This is a genomic window from Rhodococcus sp. 4CII, from assembly GCF_014256275.1.
GTDB lineage: Bacteria > Actinomycetota > Actinomycetes > Mycobacteriales > Mycobacteriaceae > Rhodococcus_F > Rhodococcus_F wratislaviensis_A.
Map to the genome: position 1 here is coordinate 5776911 of NZ_JACCFE010000002.1, position 16528 is coordinate 5793438.

Below are 16528 nucleotides of genomic sequence, written 5' to 3' on the forward strand. Positions count from 1 at the left end.
AGGGGCTAGGGGTTCGCGGTCACGCGGGACACACCGGGTTGCCGGGGAACGCCGGCACGCCGCTACGGCAGCCGACCGCGGTGACGGCTGTCAACCGCTCGACCGGTTCCCGAATCTCGAGCGCAGGCAGCAGTCCGTCGGACACGAGCGCGGTCTTGGTCGCGGGGGCCGTGGCGCGTGCATCGAGCGTTCCACGCACGCGCGCGAACGCGACGAGTTCGTCGTACACCATCGACAGCGCCGCCTCCGTCGTCCGGTCTTCCGGTGCGAGCCCGGCGAAATCCACGCCGGTCTCGTACTCGTGGCGAATTGCGTGGGGGCCCTGGTCGCAGGTGGGCACGTTCAGGCCGATCCCGAACGCCGGACTTGCCGGGCTCGGCGGCGTGATCGTCCCGGCATCGGTGCAGACGTGGTGCGAGATGCGATCACCGAGAGCGTGAATGTAGATGCCCATCCGCGCATTCCACGAATCGCTGCCGATCCAGGAGTCGAATTGCGACGAGCGCACGTTATCGGAGATGACCTGCTCACCGGTATCGTTGGTGAAGGGGATGGCGACGGGGGTCTCCACGCTGTACGTTCCGTTGATCTGTACCGGCTGGGTACCGCCGTAACAGGTTGTGCCCGTGGCGTAGTCGCCGTCGGCCGAGGGGTTGGTGAAACCTCCTGTGCACAACGGGGCGTCGCTGCCCGGTCCCGCCAGGGCCCAGCGCCGCAGGTGCGTCAGCATGATCTCGTGCTGCGGATCGTCGACGTCGGGTTGCAGCCCGTTCGGCTGGGGGTCCGACGGCCCGCGCAACGTGGGCAGGAAGTGGAAGAGGAACCCGCCGGTGGCGAAATGGGTGCGCACCAGGCCGCTGATGTCCTTGGTCGTCAATGCGTCGGCGCCGGGAACCAGGCGGCCGTTGACGTCTCGTGGGGCGAATGTGCCGAGGTCGGTTGCTTCGTCGTACGCTGCGATCCAATATGCGTCCCGCTCCGAGAATCCGACGGTGCGGGCGATGATGTACGTCGAATCCGAGTGCACGAGACTCCGGCCGCCGAGCGGTTGGCGCAACGTGAATCCGTAGCGGGCGAACGCCTCGACGCCGCAGATCGGCCCGTTGGGGTCGTTGAGCGGGCAGTCGGTGGGCAGGGGAGCGCAGTTGTGCGGTGGCGCTCCGTCTTCGGTGTAACAGATGTCCTCGGCGAAGCCGTGCACCAGCGGCGGTGAGACGACCAGAGCGGCGGCGGTGAGCGTGAGCGTCACGATGGCCGAACTCATTCTTCGAGTGAATGTACTCATCGACGTGCGCCTTTCGCAGCGAACTTCGTCAAGATTAACATCGGGGCAGGTGCCGATAGTTCGGTTCTCGCAAGCTCGCGCGCCAGGAATGATCGAGCGCAGGGAAGATCGAGGGCAGGAAAGATCGAGCGCAGTGAAAGATCGAGCGCAGTGAAAGATCGAGCGCAGTGAAAGACCGGGCGTCCGCGCTACCGTTCTTCCATGCCCCGATCCGACCACGTCCCCGCATACACGATCCGCCAACTGGCGGCGTTCGTGGCCGTCGCCGAGACGGGCACGATCAGCGGCGCCGCCGAACGGATGCATCTGTCGCAGTCGGCGTTGTCCGCGGCGGTGACGGATCTGGAAAAGGCTCTGAAGGCCCAACTGTGCGTGCGCCGCCGTGCCCGCGGAGTGCAGCTGACACCCACGGGGGAGGCGGTGCTGTCGCGGGCACGTGCCCTGCTGCAGCAGGCGGGGGAGTTGCAGGCCGACGCGTCGGGGGAGGGCGGCGTCGTCGCGGGGCCGATCGCCGTCGGCTGCTACCCGGCGCTCGGGCCGACGATCCTGCCGTCGATGCTGTACGCGTTCACCACCGAGTACCCGCGAGCGTCGGTGGAGTTTCGGGAAGACACCCAGAACCGGTTGCGCACGGAGCTCGAGGGCGGTGAATTGGATGTCGCCATCGTCTACGACCTCGACCTGTCCTCGGATTGGCAGACGGTGCCGCTGATGACCCGCGAGCCGATGGTGGTGCTCGGGGCGGAGCATCCGCTCGCGGGAGTCGACGGGCCGGTGCGTCTCGCCGATCTGGCCGAGCATCCGATGGTGCTGCTCGATGCGCCGCCGAGCACGAACCACGCGATGGACGTCTGCCGGGAGGCCGGCTTCGCGCCGCGGGTGGCGTACCGGACGGCGAACTTCGAGACGGCCCGGGCCTTCGTCGGGCGAGGTCTCGGGTGGACGCTGCTGCTCCAGCGCCCCCGGGTGGACGTCACCTACGAGGGCCTGCCCGTTGTGGTGAAACCGATCGCCGAACCGAAACCGGCGTCGGTGGCGGTGGTCGTCGCGTGGCATCGGGAGGCCACACTGAGCAGAGTCGCGCGGGCCTTCATCCGGTTCGTGTCCGCCTGAACAGCGCACTCGGCCTTTCCACGGATTTTCTGCATTTCATGGGGGGATAGTCCCGCTTTTCAAAGCCTGTGAGCCGGGTCATTGTTTTCTTCGTAGCGCGGGAAGTGTGCGCAGCAGAACCGGGAAGGCAGACGATGACGGCAATCACCGAGGCGACACCGACGGTGTCTCACAAGGAAGCGCGCAGGGCAGTCCTGTCGAGCTTCGTCGGCACCGCGATCGAGTGGTACGACTTCTTCATCTACGGCACCGCCGCAGCCCTGGTGATCGGACCGCAATTCTTCCCGGGGGCGTCCGCGTTCGCCGGAACCCTGGCCGCGTTCGCGACGTTCGCGGTCGGATTCGTGGCCCGCCCCATCGGCGGCGTCGTCATGGGCCACTTCGGCGACCGCATCGGACGCAAGTCGATGCTGGTGCTGTCGCTCACGATGATGGGCGCCGCGACCGTCGGCATCGGCCTGCTCCCGAACTTCGAGGCGATCGGGGTGGCCGCACCCATCCTGCTGGTGGCGTTGCGGTTCGTCCAGGGAATCGGCGTCGGCGGCGAATGGGGTGGCGCCGTTCTCATGGCCACCGAGCACGCCCCCGAAGGCAAACGCGGACTGTACGGCGCCGCACCGCAGATGGGCGTCCCCGCCGGCGTGATCATGGCGAACGTCGTCTTCCTCGGCGTCACGCAACTGCTGTCCGACCACGCGTTCCAGACGTGGGGCTGGCGCGTGCCGTTCCTCATGAGCGCCGTGCTCGTCGGCGTCGCGATGTGGATTCGCCTCGGCGTCTTCGAATCCCCGGCCTTCGCCGAGGCCAAGGAGACCCACACGATCGTGAAGATGCCGATCGTCGAGGTGCTCACGAAGAACTGGCGGACCGTGCTGCTCGCCGCGGGCACGTTCATCGCGACCAACGGCATCGCCTACGTCTTCATGGTCTACGTGCTGACGTACGGCACGAACGAACTCGGCTTCAGTCGCGCCACGATGCTCACCCTTCTGATCGTCGCGTGCCCGGTGTGGATGGCCGGCATGGCGATCTCGGCCTGGAAATCGGACGTTCTCGGCAGGCGCCGCGTGTACACGTGGAGTTCGGTCGCGCTGGTGATCGTCGCGGCGGCGTTCTTCCCGCTGATCGACACGGCGTCGATCCCCGTCATGCTGGCCGCGATGGTCGTGATGGCCGCGGTGCTCGGCACCACCGCCGGACCGCAGTCGGCACTGTTCGCGGAACTCTTCCCCGCCCACATCCGGTACAGCGGAGCGTCTCTCGGCTATCAGATCGGCGCCATCCTCGGCGGCGGGCTCGCACCGTTCATGGCGACGTGGCTGTTCGGCGCCGTCGGGAGTTCCGCGGCGATCACCGCCTATTTCGTGGTGATCGCCCTGATCAGTCTCGTCGCGATCCTGCGACTCCCGGAAACGAACACGATCGCACGGAAAGCGCAGGCCGCCTGACATGTCCACCTACTTTCAGCCCCGGAAATACCCGGCGACGGATTTCGACTCGACCACCGCGACCGACGAGGCCCTGCCCGTCGTCGTCGTGGGCGCCGGACCGGTCGGGATGGGGGTCGCGCTCGGGCTCGCGCAGCGCGGCATCCCGGTGACCGTACTCGAGGCCGCCGACCAGGTGTCGTTCGGCAGTCGCGCCATTTGTATCTCACGGCACAGCCTCGAGGTCGCGGCCCGGCTCGGCTTCGGACCGCAACTCGAGAAGATCGTGCTCCCCTGGGTGGGCGGTCGCAGTTTCTACCGCGACGAGCAGGTGCTGCACTTCGAGATGGCGCACGGCGAGCACGACGTCCGCGGTCCCATGGTCAACGTGTCGCAGTCCGAGATCGAGCAGATCATGACCGACACGCTGCTCGAGCACCCGCTGATCACGTTCCACTGGTCGTCGAGCGTCGCCGGGGTCCTGCGGTCGGACGACGACGTGACACTCGACATCGACACCGCCTTCGGCAGGCGCCGGCTGCGCGCGCGGTGGGTGGTCGCGGCGGACGGTGGCCGCAGCCGCATGCGCGAGCTGGCCGGAATCCGGTTGCAGGGAAACAGCTATCAGGGAAACTACGTCATCGCCGACATCCACTGGGAATCGACGCTGCCCGCCGAACGGATGGTGTGGTTCGACCCGCCGAGCAACCCCGGTTCGACGATCATCATGCATCAGCAGCCCCGCGACATCTGGCGCATCGACTATCAGTTGGACAGCGCCGACGACGCCGAACTCGAGACGCAGGAAGACCGGATCCGTGACCGGATCACCCGGCACCTCGACTGGCTCGAGAACGACGTGCCGTGGACCCTCGAATGGCACGGCTTCTACCGCGCCCACGCGCTCGCGCTGGACGATTTCGCCCACGGCCGCATCCTGTTCGCCGGCGACGCCGCCCACCTGGTGCCGATCTTCGGTGTCCGCGGGCTGAACTCGGGAATGGAGGACGCCGAGACCCTCGCCTGGACGCTGGCCGCCGTCGTCCACGGCACCGCGGACGAGGCTCTGCTGCAGGCGTACTCGGTCGAGCGGCGCAGCGCCTGGCAGCAGAACGTGGACAACGCGGGCAAGTCGACGCTCATCATGTCGCCCGGCAGCCACGGCTACCGCACCACCCGCGACGCCGTCCTGGCACTGGCGACCGCCCGTCCGGAATTCGGTCACCTCATCAACCCGCGGCAGTCCAGCGCCACGCATGCGCACCTGTCCCCGCTGACGTGGCCGGTGGCCGAGGGCACGACCGGCGTGCTGCCCGGAGATCCGCTGGAGGACAGGCGCGTTCGCGTCGTCACCGCCGAGGGGTCGGTGGAGTCGTCGCTGAACCGGGTCCGCGGAACGGGTTTCGCGGTGCTCGGTGTCGGAGTGGATGCCGCGGTCGCCGACGTCGTCGCAGCCCACGCGGCCGCGCTGTCGACGGCGCTGTCGCCGGAGTCGGTGCGGGCGATCGTCGTCCCCGCACCCGGTGCGGTGGTGGACCCGGCGGCGGACCTGACGGTCCTGGACGACCCCGACGGTGCGGTCGCGGCCGCTCTCGGCGCGTCCCCCGGCGAGTGCTTCGTCATCCGCCCGGACGGGCTCGTCCTGTGCCGGGTCCGCGACCTGTCGCTGCTCGGGGAGGTGCACGAGCACCTGAGTGCGGCGACCGCCCCCGCGGTGGGCGTCGTCCCCGCGCACACCGGCACGGCCGCGAGCCCGGAGGAACTGCTGCGCGAGAACGTATGGATGGGGCTGTCGGAGGCACTCGACCAGGCGGGCGAATCAGACCGCGAAGGGTTCCTGACCAGGCTCGCGTTGCTGCTCGGATCGCAGTCGGGGCAGCGGGAGTTCGAGGAAGCGCTTGCCGCGGCCGCCCACGTGAGTGGCAATGTGTGCTCCGGCACTCCACGGCACCTACGTGCCGACGCTTAGCCTGGGAGCATGGCGCACCCACAGTTCCTGAACTCGCCCAAGTCCTTCGTCGTCGACGCGCTCCGCGGGGCCGTCGCCACCACCGACGACCTCGAATGGCATCCGGAACCGGGTTATCTGACGCGGCGGGAACCGTTGCCGTCCGGGCAGGTCGCGTTGCTGTCGGGCGGTGGGTCCGGGCACGAACCGCTGCACGCGGGGTTCGTCGGCCGGGGCATGCTCACCGGGGCGTGCCCCGGCCTGATCTTCAGCTCACCCAACGCGCTGCAGGTGCGGGCCGCCACCCGGGCCGTCGACGCGGGTGGCGGCGTCGTGCACATCGTGAAGAACTACACCGGCGACGTCCTGAACTTCCGCATCGCCGGCGATCTGGCGGCGGAGGACGGCATCACGGTGGAGCGCGTTCTCGTCGACGACGACGTGGCCTCCGAGCGGGAGGACGGTCCGGGCCGCCGCGGCACAGCGGCCACGATCGCCGTCGAGAAGGTCTGCGGCGCTTCGGCCGAACGCGGCGACGACCTCGCCACCGTCGCGGAACTCGGGCGACGCACCGCCCGGAATTCCCGCAGCATGGCGGTCGCCCTGCGGCCGTGCACCCTGCCCGGGGCGAAATCCCCGTCGTTCGACCTCCCGGACGGCGAGATCGAACTGGGGATCGGCATCCACGGCGAACGCGGAACCGAACGGGTGGAGGCGATGCCCGCCGCCGAACTGGTCCGCCTGCTCACCGACCCCGTCCTCGCCTCGCTCGGCGTGCAGCGGGGGGAGCAGGTGATCGCGATCGTCAACGGGCTCGGCGCGGCCCACCCGCTCGAACTGCAACTGCTGTTCGGTGAGCTCGCCGACTACCTCGCCGAGCGGGAAGTGGTGATTCGCCGCTCCCTGGTCGGCAGTTTCGTCACCGCCCTCGACATGGACGGCGCGTCCGTCACACTGGTGCGCTGCGACGACCAGCTCCTCGAGCTGTGGGACGCCCCGACCGCGGCGCCGGGGTGGCCCAACGCCCCGGCCGGTGAATTCCGCGGCGTCCCCGACGCATCCGGGATGCAGTTCCGATCGCAGGTCGCATCACGCGAGGACGAGGCGGAGGTGCCCGGCACCGACGGCGCGCTCGGCCGTGCGGCGGTGGGCAGATGGATCGGCGCATTCGTGGAGAAGGTGCTCGCCGAGGAGCCCGACCTCACCGACCTCGACCGCCGCGCCGGTGACGGCGACTTCGGCACCAACATGGTGGCGGCACTCGACCATGTCGACGTCGGGAAGATCCGCGACATCTACGCCCCGGCGACGGTGTTCGAGTCGCTGTCCGATGCCTATCTCGGGCACGCCGGAGGCACGTCGGGGGCACTGTTCGGGGTCTGGTTCCGGCAGTTCTACCGGACGGCCGCGGACGCGCCGCACGGTCTGGATCTGGCCGCGATCACCGCGGCGGCGCGCGCCGGCCTCGATGCCGTCCAGGAACTCGGCGGCGCGCAACCCGGGGACAAGACCATGATCGACGCGATCGCCCCCGCCGTCGCCGCCCTCGAATCGGCCGTCGCCACCGGGAGCAGTCCGACCGACGGTCTGGCCGAGGCCGCAGAGGCCGCCGCCCGCGGGGCCGAGGCCACCGCCGGCATCACCGCGAGGCGCGGCCGGGCCAGCTACATCGGCGAGGCGGCGCGCGGCGTCGTGGACCCCGGTGCGCTGGTGCTGTCGTGGCTGTTCGCCGAGGCCGCGGACGCGGCCCGCGCGGTCGGGTAGTCACACTTCCCCGACCAGGCACGTATGGTGAGGAGAAGAACGCCGAGTCGTGCTGCGCAAACCCGTCGCCACACCTCTCTCCACCTGCGTACGGGACGCAGAATCAGGGACGGACACGTACACAGTGGAAGACACCGCCAGCCGGGGAATCCAGGCCTTCATCGCCGATGTCGTGGAGCGGGGCGGCAAGGCAGTCCGGCTCACCCACTCGCGACGCAACCCCGTCCAGGTCTGGGGCGACGACGGCACCAGTTGCATCGTGCGGGTGCGCTCCAAGCTGAGCGGCGACTGGCAGGCCCGTAAACAGGACGAATCGCTCGACGACGACGACACCGGTTCGCAGTTCTGGGTGTTCGTGGATCTCGCGAGCACCCCCGAGGAGTTCTTCATCGTGCCTTCCGCCGAGGTCGCGGACGACATCCGCGCCGAGGTCGATCTGTGGATGATGGACACCCCCGGCCGCACGCGGACCGGGCATCACGCGATCCCGCTGAACCGGGTCGCGCACGGCCGCGGGCGTTGGGACCTGCTCGGCCTGGCGGGGGACAAGGACCCCAGCCGCTACAGCGACGCGCAGCGTGCCACCACGGCGGCGACGCTGCGCGCGGACGCGGCCGCCGACGCCTCCGCCCGGAAGAAGCCGGCGAAGGCTGCCGCCGTGTCGGACGAACTGGTCGATACCCGAGTCGAAGTCGTCGCCGACTTCGAGGGGTACCGCCTGGTCGGACGATTCGACCCCGACACCCGTTCGCTGGAGATCATGCGCGGCCCGATGCAGGGCCGGCGGTTCCCCGACCCGACGACGGCGGCGGGTGCCGTTGCCAGTCACATCAGCGGCGACGTCGAGACCTACGACGGGTGGGACTTCTGGCGCACCGAGCAGGGTGATCGAATTCCATTGGGGCAGAACAGTATCTGAGGTTTGCTGAGAGTTCCCTGAATACGTTCCGGTGCGAGGCGGTTGAGAATATCCTGGGGTGGGTACCGCGGTCATGACCGCGCCGATGTCGGCGGCGCCGGTGGCCACGGCCGATGGGAGCTCATGATGCAAATCGCCGACGGCGCGGTCGGGTATCTCCGCACCGCCGCGTCGCTGCCGGTGCGTGGCGCCGGATTCGGTCTCGGGGTGGCGACCTACGGGGGCGCCGTGGCCGCGGATCTCGTGGCCACCACCACCCGGACGGCGACGCAGCTGGCCGGCGAGCTGATGGGGGGAACCCCGGTCAGACGGACCAGTACCCACCACGGTCGCGCCTGGATCGAGGTCCGCGGACTCGAGGGGGCCCGCGGCGACGACGTGGCCGCGGGGGTTCTCGCTGCCGTCCGCAGCCTCGACGGCGTGGACCGGGCGGAACTCAACCGGTCGTTGTCCCGGCTGATCGTGACCGTCGGCGCGAGCGGACCGTCGGTGGCCGAGCTGTGCACCGTGATCGCCGGCGCCGAGGATAGGGCCCGCCCGTCGGTCCCGGACGCCGCCGGCGACCGTTCGAAGGAACTTCCCGGCGACGACGTGACGCTCGCCGAACGGTCCCTCGCACTGGCCGCCGTGACGACCGGGTTCGTCGCGGCGCTCGCCGGCCGCCTGATTCCGATCCCCGGCCTGCCCTGGCCGGTGCCGGCCGCGGCGGTCACCTTCGTCAACTACCAGCCGCGCCTGCGCGGGATGGTCGAGGACCGGCTCGGACCGGACGCCGCCGAACTGCTGCTCGCCACCGCGCAGGCGGCCGGCGACGTGGTGCGGCAGGCGCCCGCGTCGCTCGCCGTAGACATGGTTTTGCGGTCGGCGATCACGGCCGAGGCCTGGTCGGGCCGACGCGCATGGCGGCGGCGTGAACCCGAATTGGCGCGGAACCCTTCCGACGACACCGACCGCGTCGCAATCCCTCGCGACCGTACGTCGGGACCGCTGGAGCGGGACGCAGACCGCGCGGCGGTCGCCCAGTTGGTGGGGGCGACGGCGGTGGGGGCAGCCACTCGCAGCGTGGCGGGCGCCGCGGACGCGGCTCTGGTTGCCGCACCGAAGGCGGCGCGCACCGCCCGTGAGGTGTTCGCCGCCACGCTCGGCCGCGGACTCGCCGATCGCCACGACGTGCTCACGCTGCGTCCCCGAGCGCTGCGCTGCCTGGACCGTATCGACGCCGTGGTCGTCGACCCCGACGTTCTGCACACGTCCGAGCTCCGGGTCAGCGCGATCCGCGCGGTCCGCGATTCCGACCGGACCCGGGTGTGGGAGGCTGCCCGATCCGCTGTGGACGCCGGTGCCCTCGGAGCGGGCTGGCACGCGCTGGGAGAGCTTCCGGATGATCTCGCCGCGGCAGCCGAGGACGACGACGCCGCCGTGCTCGTGACCCCCGCCCACCACTCGCACGCGGCGGCCGTGCTCGCGCAGGCGCGGACGTCGGGAGCGCAGGTGGTGTCGGTGGACGTGGACACCCTCGGTGGTCTCCGCTCCGCCTTCGACGACCTGTTCCCGGCGAGCGGGTCACAGGACGCGGACCTCCGCGATGCGGTCGCGGCGCTTCGGGCGAAAGGCGCGACCGTTGCGGTGCTGGCGGTCCGGGCCCCACTCGCCCTGGCCGCCGCGGATGTCGGCATCGGCGTCCTCGCCGCCGATGCCCCGCCGCCCTGGCCGGCGGATCTCCTCGTCGACGATCTCGTCGTGGCCTGGCGGGTGCTGCGATCGCTGCCGGACGCGAGGACCGCGAGCAGGCGCGGCGTGGAAATCGCGACGGCGTCGTCGATACTCGGCGCGCTCCTCATGCTGCCGGGAGTGCGCGGCCGCGGACCCGGACCCGTGACGGTCGGGGCGGCGGCCGGAGTGTGGACGGGACATTCCCTTGCACGCGGCGTGCTGCGGGCCCCGGCCCCGGCCGCGGCGCCGGTCCACGCGTGGCACGAGATGCCGGTTCCGGACGTGCGCCGGCTGCTGCCCGCACGTGAGGACGAGGGGATCGGCGGCGCGCGGCGTCGCTCGGTGAACCTCGTGCTGGGCCCGGTCGCGGTGATCGAGCGGCTCACCGCATGGCCGGTCGGGCTGGCCTGGGACTTCGGCCGGGCCATGCGCACCGAGCTGTCCGACCCGCTGACGCCGGTGCTCGCCACCGGGTCGGCGGCGAGCGCGCTGCTCGGGTCGCCGGTGGACGCGGTGCTCGTGGGCTCCGTCCTCGTCGGCAATGCCGCGCTGTCCGCGGTGCAACGTCTGCATGCGGAACGCCTGCTCAACCGGTTGCTGGCGGCGGGGGATCCGCCCGCACACCGGATCGTCGGAGTTCCCGAACACCGGGTGTCGGAACGGGTGGAGGCTTCGCGGTTGCGGCCCGGGGACGTGATCGAGATCGGTCCCGGCGAGGTGGTGCCCGCCGACGGCCGGGTGGTCGAGTCCGCCGGTGTCGAGGTCGACGAGTCGTCTCTCACCGGGGAATCCCTGCCGGTGGTCAAACAGACGTCGGCCACTCCGGGTGCGCCGCTCAGCGAACGCGCCTGCATGGTGTTCGCGGGAAGCACCGTCCTCACCGGCACGGCGACCGCGATCGTCACCGCGGTGGGCGGGACGACGGAAGCGGGCCGCGCCGGCGCCCTCACTCCCGCGGGCGCGTCGCACGTGGGTCTGCAGGCGCAGCTCAGGACGCTCACCGACCGGGTCCTGCCCGTCAGCGTCGGCGGCGGTGCGCTGGTTACCGCCGTCGGGTTCCTGCGCGGCACCGGACTGCGGCAGGCGGTCACCAGTGGTGTCGCGGTCGCGGTGGCGGCCGTCCCCGAGGGACTGCCGCTTGTCGCGACACTCGCGCAGCAGGCCGCCGCACGCAGGCTGACGAGGTCGGACGCGTTGGTGCGGGCACCGCGTTCGGTCGAAGCGCTGGGCCGGGTCGACGTGGTGTGCTTCGACAAGACCGGCACGCTCAGCGAGAACCGGCTGCGGGTGGTCCGCGCCGTCCCGCACCCGGGTCACGACCGCGAGGAGGTGCTCGCCTGCGCGGCCCGCAGTGCCGTGACACCCGACGGACGTCCGGCCGCACACGCAACCGACGCCGCGATCGCCGAGGCGGCGGCGGACCTTGCCCCGGAGGACGGCGAGCACATCCACCTCCCGTTCCGATCCGGGCGGCCGTACTCCGCTGCGCTGTCGGGCACGCACCTGTCGTTGAAGGGTGCGCCGGAGGTCGTGCTCGAGGCCTGCGCCGGAATCGACGCCGACGAGGTGCACGACACCGTCGTCGGCATGGCCGCGGACGGGCTCCGTGTCATCGCCGTCGCCCGCCGAACCGTCACGCCCTTCCAGGCGCGCCGCGCGGCCGCCGACACCGCGGTCCTGGACGAGCTCTGCGGTGCCGAACTGGAATTCGTCGGACTGCTCGGGCTGGCAGACACCCCGCGACCGGAAGCGGCCGGACTGCTGCCGGAGTTGGAACGGCTGCAGGTCGGGGTCCGGCTGATCACCGGCGACCATCCCGTGACCGCGACCGCCATCACGAGAGAACTGGGACTGCCGGTGTCGGCCGAGCAGGTGATCAGTGGGACGGCCTGGGACGCGTTGTCGCACCGGGGTCAGGAGAATGCCGTCGAGAAGTGCGTTGTCTTCGCCCGCATGTCCCCGGAGAACAAGGTGCAGATCGTGCAGACCCTCGAACGGGTGGGACACGTCTGCGCCATGGTCGGCGACGGCGCGAACGATGCGGCGGCGATCCGGGCCGCCAGCGTGGGCATCGGGGTCAGCTCCCGCGGCAGCGACCCGGCCCGGAGCGCCGCGGACGTCGTGCTGCTCGACGGCCGCGTCGACGCGCTGCTCGACGCCCTGGACGAGGGTCGCCAACTGTGGCGGCGGGTGCAGGCGGGAGTGTCGGTACTGCTCGGCGGGAACGCGGGGGAGGTGGCGTTCGCCCTGGTCGGTAGTGCGATCGCCGGACGGTCGCCGCTGACCGCGCGCCAGCTCCTGCTGGTGAACGTGCTCACGGACGCGCTGCCGGCGGCCGCGCTCGCGGTGAGTCCGCCCAACGAGCGGGCTCGAGGCGAGGGCCGCGGCCCGGACAGTGCCGCGCTGTGGCGGACCGTCGCGATCCGCGGCACGGCCACGGCGGCTGGTGCGACGACGGCATGGGCGCTGGCGAGCGTGACGGGCAGGCAACGCCGGGCGTCGACGGTCGGGCTGGTGGCACTGGTCGGCACCCAGCTCGGGCAGACGCTCATCGATTCGCGAAGCCCGCTCGTCGTGCTCACTGCGGGCGGTTCACTCGTCGCGCTCACCGTCATGGTCAGCACGCCCGGCGTCAGTCAGCTCCTGGGGTGCACCCCGCTCGGGCCGCTCGGTTGGGCCCAGGCGCTGGGGTGCGCGGGCGCCGCGACCGCGGCCGCCGCCCTCGCACCGGGGTTGCTGGAAAAGTTCGCGGGCGATCAGTCGACGATCTCGATCACACCCGCCCGGAGCAGCACGGCGTACACCTCCCGCAGCGGTGGAGTCAGCACCCGGGTCACCGCGCCGGTGAACGGGTCCGATGCAGCGGAGAAGACACCAACGGCGGTTTGGGCGACGGAACTCAGCACGCCTGCAACGGTCCGCGATCAAGGTGGCGCACAGGGAAACGGCACGGACAAGGGAGACGAACGATGACCCAACGAACGTCGGAGGCGGAGTCACAGAGCGACGCCGTGCAGCGGGTCCGCGAAGCCCGCAGCTTCGCGGTCCAGCTACCGGTCCTCGGCCGGGTGCCGCTGCCCCGCCCCGAGCAGTTGGCATTCTTCGCCGCGATCGGCCTGCTCGCCGCCGTCGAAATCATCGAATGGCCGGTTGCGCTGACCATCGCGGCAGGACACATCCTGATTACCGATCAGCACAACCGGGCCGTCCAGGAGATCGGGGAAGCCCTGGAAGGCGTCTGACACGGAAAGGCGTCCGACGCGGACGGACGGAATCAGGCGGGCGGGCACGCCGGCGACGTCAGCTGCGCGATTGCCACGATCGAGCATGCCGTTGCCTTCGACAATTTCCACGTCCCGTTCTCGCCGGGAACGAAGATGGCGGGCAGGGTGTTCTGCTGAACCTGGCCGTTGATCGTCAACTGCAGTTGCGCGCTCGCGCTCCCGTCGCCGTTGTCGATCACCGGGTCCAGCACCTGTACCTGCGCACCCGCCTGCTGCGCGGCGGCGGCGACCTGGTTGAACAGGTTCGGATCCTGCTCGGACCCCTCCACCATGGCGATCTTCTCGTCGAGCGGAGTCGCCGGGTCGAGCCCCTTCGCCAGTAGGGCGTTGAGATCGGCTGCGGTCGGCAGTTCGAGGTCGGCCGTGGTCTCGGCCGCCGATGCGGTGGTGGACTTGGTGGTCGCGTTCGAGCTGGAGGGCTCGTCGGAACCACAGGCGGACATCGTGAGGGCTGCGGCGATCGCTACCGCGGCAACCGTGATCTTGCGGATCGTCAACTCAGTTACCTCTTCGTCTCTCGGTGCGCAGGTCGTTCGGTTCTCACATCGAGTCTGAAGGGTTGCGGGGCATCGCGCCGTCGAAGCCAGAGAATTCTCAGACTTCACCGCACATCGGCCCTACGCCGCCGTGCCGAACGCGCCCCGGTACGGGGTGGCGTTGCTCCAATGCAGGGCCGCCGCGGTGACGTCGGAGGCGGGAAGGTCGTGATGGTGAGTCTGACTGAACGCGATCAACGCGCGTGCGGTGCGGGCGAGGGCGACTTTGTGTTGCCGGGACGTCTCCGCGAGTTCGGCGAACGCCTCGTTCTCGGAGCATCCGCGGACGCCGATGAGGATCCCGACGGCGATGTCGACGGCCGTACGGGTGGAGTAGCTGGGTGCTGTCATGAAAGATCTCCCAACCTGCGTCGGAGCGGGTACCACTCCATCTTCCCGCACCATGTCGTACGTCGAAAGGGTTCGAATCGCCAGGCGCATTACTCGCCCGAGTTCTTCACGGAACTTTTCCCTTACGGTAGGGGCATGGCTACCGTCTGGACGATCCCGATCGACATCACTTCTCGCTGGCTCGACAATGCCGAGGTCCAGACCTTCCTCGCGTCCAACGATCTCGACAACGCGTCCCCGGATCCCCGGGTGCGGTTCGCGCAGTTCGCGGATGTCACGAAGTCGCTGGAACGGCACATCGGGCACACCTTCTCCTCGGTGCAGGGCGCGGCGACCGCGTTGTTCGACGGCATCGAGGGCGGCGTCCCCGTCGCGTTGAAACTGGCAGCGCTGCGCCTGATCCTGAAAGAGGTGTATCAGACCCGGCACGCGCCGCAACCGTTCCCGAAGCGGGTGGGCGAGGAACTCGGCACCTACGTCTACGCGCTGCTCGACCCCCGCAACAGGTCAGTGTTCTACGTCGGCACCGGACGGGGCACGCGGGTGTACGGCTACGTGTGGGAGGCGTTGGCCGAGAACGAGCACCGTCAGACGCTGGAGGATCCGGACACCGACGGCGCCGAGGTGAAGGCCGCGACGATCGCCCGCATCCGGGAGATCTTCGATTCCGGTCACGAGGTCGAGCACTACATCGTGGCGCACCGGGTCGCCGACAGCGGTGGCGTCGCCGACGCCGTGCGTGACGGCGTGGTGGGAGCGCTGGGGCTGAACGAGGGTGCCGAGCTCGCCAACCTTGCCGCCGGCGTCGGCGAGCATCGCGCGGTGCCCGTCGACGACCTCGTGTTGCAGTACGCAGCAGAACCTGTGCCGAACCTGCCGACCCCGTGCGTAGTCCTCGAGGTGCCCGCCGCGTCCCGGCGCGGCGTGACGTCGGAGCAGGTGTACGAACTCTCCCGCGGGGCCTGGGCGGCCGGTGCGGCCGTGCGCAACACCGACGACATCCCGGTGATCGTGTTCGCGGACAACATCGTTCGCGCCGCCTACCGGGCCAAATCCTGGTCGTCGGTCGCGCGGCCGGGTGACGCATCGCTGTGGCGGTTCACGGGCGAGTCCGACACCGAACTGGAGTCGCAGTTCGTGAACAAGCGGATCGTCCCGGCCAAGGTCGGTCTGAAGAAGTGGCCAACCCACGGCTGGGTTCCGCACCTCACTCAGGCGCGCCCCGGCCGCTGATGTGACTGCCACTCACGTGGGGGTGCGCAGGTGCAGCAGGGGAATCGAGTCGAGCCCCTGCGGCGGCGTGCTCGACGACGAGACGACCAGTCCATATCGTTCGGCGCTCGGAACCGTTTGGCCGCGGCGAAAGAACCGGATGCGGCGTGGATCGGTCGCCTCGCTCTCCATCGCCTCGCGATCTTCCGGAGTCGGTTGCCGGGCGATCGACGGGGTCGCGGCACCGGCGTCGTCCGCCGTCGCCGCGGGTGTCTCGGCGTCGTCGGGAACGGGATCGGCGTCGAGCAGCACCGCCGTCAATCCGGGACGCACCAGGCTCGCTGCGACGACCGTCGCCGGATCCGGTGAGTCGGTCGAGGCGGACCGGCCGAGGTGCAGACTGCGCAGGAGGTCCCGCGTGTCCGAGCTGCCGGCCAGTGTCTCGGCTTCCGCGGGAGTCAGCACCTCGCGCGGGTCGGCGCCGCGGACGGGCCACCGCGGGTACACGGGCGTCGGCCAGACGTATCCGCCGTCTCCGCTCCACGACCGCGGGTAGGCGTCGGGTGCCTTCTCGGCGAGGACGCGGCGGTGACTGGCGTGGACGGCGCCGTCGCCGACCCACGGTGGCAGCAGCCCGTGGTCGCGGAGATGCTCGAACGAGTCGAGTCGCCCACCCGTGTACTCGAGCAGCTGAGGCGCGAGCGCGTCGGTGTGACCGCGCGCGGACCACTCGCGGCACATCGCGACGCCGTACGTGACGAGCGCGGGGGTGAAGCCTCGCCACATCGCGGTCGCGGGATGGTTCTTCCACCCGTACGAAGGCCACACGAGGGCCCGGAGAATCTGAAAGGTTTCCACCCGTTGCTTGCCCAGCCGCCGGTCGTCGAGCAGCGCGCCGCTGCGGGCGAACCCCGGGTCGGGCACGAATGTCTGCATCCTGCCTCCCGGGCCGGAACGGTCGGAACCAGGTTAACCC

At 70.3% G+C, this 16528-nt stretch carries 12 protein-coding genes and 1 pseudogene; 8 read left to right on the forward strand and 5 right to left on the reverse strand.

Annotated elements, in window-relative coordinates; translation table 11 throughout:
• Positions 1–19: 19 nt before the first annotated feature.
• The gene (locus tag H0B43_RS27540) at positions 20–1285 is read right to left on the reverse strand and encodes a hypothetical protein (RefSeq protein WP_185725034.1); all 1266 of its coding nucleotides are present in this window, start codon (positions 1283–1285) and stop codon (positions 20–22) included.
• A gap of 201 nt (positions 1286–1486) precedes the next feature.
• Between H0B43_RS27540 and H0B43_RS27545 the strand changes: the two genes are divergently transcribed.
• The 6 genes and pseudogenes from H0B43_RS27545 to H0B43_RS43250 form a co-directional block, all read left to right on the forward strand.
• Positions 1487–2398: a LysR substrate-binding domain-containing protein gene (locus H0B43_RS27545; protein ID WP_185725032.1), complete on the forward strand. Its 912-nt coding sequence runs from the start codon at positions 1487–1489 to the stop codon at positions 2396–2398.
• Positions 2399–2532: 134 nt separating this feature from the next.
• Positions 2533–3846 carry an MFS transporter gene (locus H0B43_RS27550; RefSeq protein WP_185725030.1) on the forward strand — a complete coding sequence of 438 codons (1314 nt, stop codon included), beginning with the start codon at positions 2533–2535 and terminating at the stop codon, positions 3844–3846.
• Between the two features lies 1 nt (position 3847).
• Positions 3848–5794, forward strand: coding sequence for an FAD-dependent monooxygenase (locus tag H0B43_RS27555; RefSeq protein ID WP_185725029.1), 1947 nt, complete (start codon positions 3848–3850; stop codon positions 5792–5794).
• A 9-nt stretch (positions 5795–5803) separates the two neighbouring features.
• Positions 5804–7537 (forward strand): dihydroxyacetone kinase subunit DhaL, encoded by a 1734-nt coding sequence (dhaL, locus tag H0B43_RS27560; protein ID WP_185725028.1) that lies wholly within the window; start codon positions 5804–5806, stop codon positions 7535–7537.
• 124 nt (positions 7538–7661) lie between these two features.
• Positions 7662–8456: a hypothetical protein gene (locus H0B43_RS27565; protein ID WP_185725026.1), complete on the forward strand. Its 795-nt coding sequence runs from the start codon at positions 7662–7664 to the stop codon at positions 8454–8456.
• A 2139-nt stretch (positions 8457–10595) separates the two neighbouring features.
• Positions 10596–12875, forward strand: a pseudogene (locus H0B43_RS43250) (cation-translocating P-type ATPase); the annotation flags it as partial.
• A 50-nt stretch (positions 12876–12925) separates the two neighbouring features.
• On the opposite strand, the gene H0B43_RS43255 reads toward H0B43_RS43250, so the two are convergent.
• Positions 12926–13075 (reverse strand): Rv1535 domain-containing protein, encoded by a 150-nt coding sequence (locus H0B43_RS43255; protein WP_397517548.1) that lies wholly within the window; start codon positions 13073–13075, stop codon positions 12926–12928.
• Positions 13076–13138: 63 nt separating this feature from the next.
• Between H0B43_RS43255 and H0B43_RS27575 the strand changes: the two genes are divergently transcribed.
• On the forward strand, positions 13139–13411 hold the full coding sequence (locus H0B43_RS27575; RefSeq protein ID WP_185725025.1) for a hypothetical protein: 273 nt from the start codon (positions 13139–13141) through the stop codon (positions 13409–13411).
• 32 nt (positions 13412–13443) lie between these two features.
• Here the strand turns inward: H0B43_RS27575 and H0B43_RS27580 are convergent, their stop codons facing one another.
• Together H0B43_RS27580 and H0B43_RS27585 are read right to left on the reverse strand one after the other, a co-directional pair.
• Positions 13444–13950, reverse strand: coding sequence for a hypothetical protein (locus tag H0B43_RS27580; RefSeq protein ID WP_185725024.1), 507 nt, complete (start codon positions 13948–13950; stop codon positions 13444–13446).
• 120 nt (positions 13951–14070) lie between these two features.
• Positions 14071–14340: an ANTAR domain-containing protein gene (locus H0B43_RS27585; protein ID WP_185725023.1), complete on the reverse strand. Its 270-nt coding sequence runs from the start codon at positions 14338–14340 to the stop codon at positions 14071–14073.
• 135 nt (positions 14341–14475) lie between these two features.
• Here H0B43_RS27585 and H0B43_RS27590 point away from each other — a divergent pair, with 135 nt between their 5' ends.
• On the forward strand, positions 14476–15573 hold the full coding sequence (locus tag H0B43_RS27590; RefSeq protein ID WP_185725021.1) for a GIY-YIG nuclease family protein: 1098 nt from the start codon (positions 14476–14478) through the stop codon (positions 15571–15573).
• Positions 15574–15585: 12 nt separating this feature from the next.
• Here H0B43_RS27590 and H0B43_RS27595 read toward each other — a convergent pair whose 3' ends face one another.
• On the reverse strand, positions 15586–16488 hold the full coding sequence (locus H0B43_RS27595; protein WP_185725020.1) for an MSMEG_6728 family protein: 903 nt from the start codon (positions 16486–16488) through the stop codon (positions 15586–15588).
• Positions 16489–16528 lie beyond the last annotated feature (40 nt).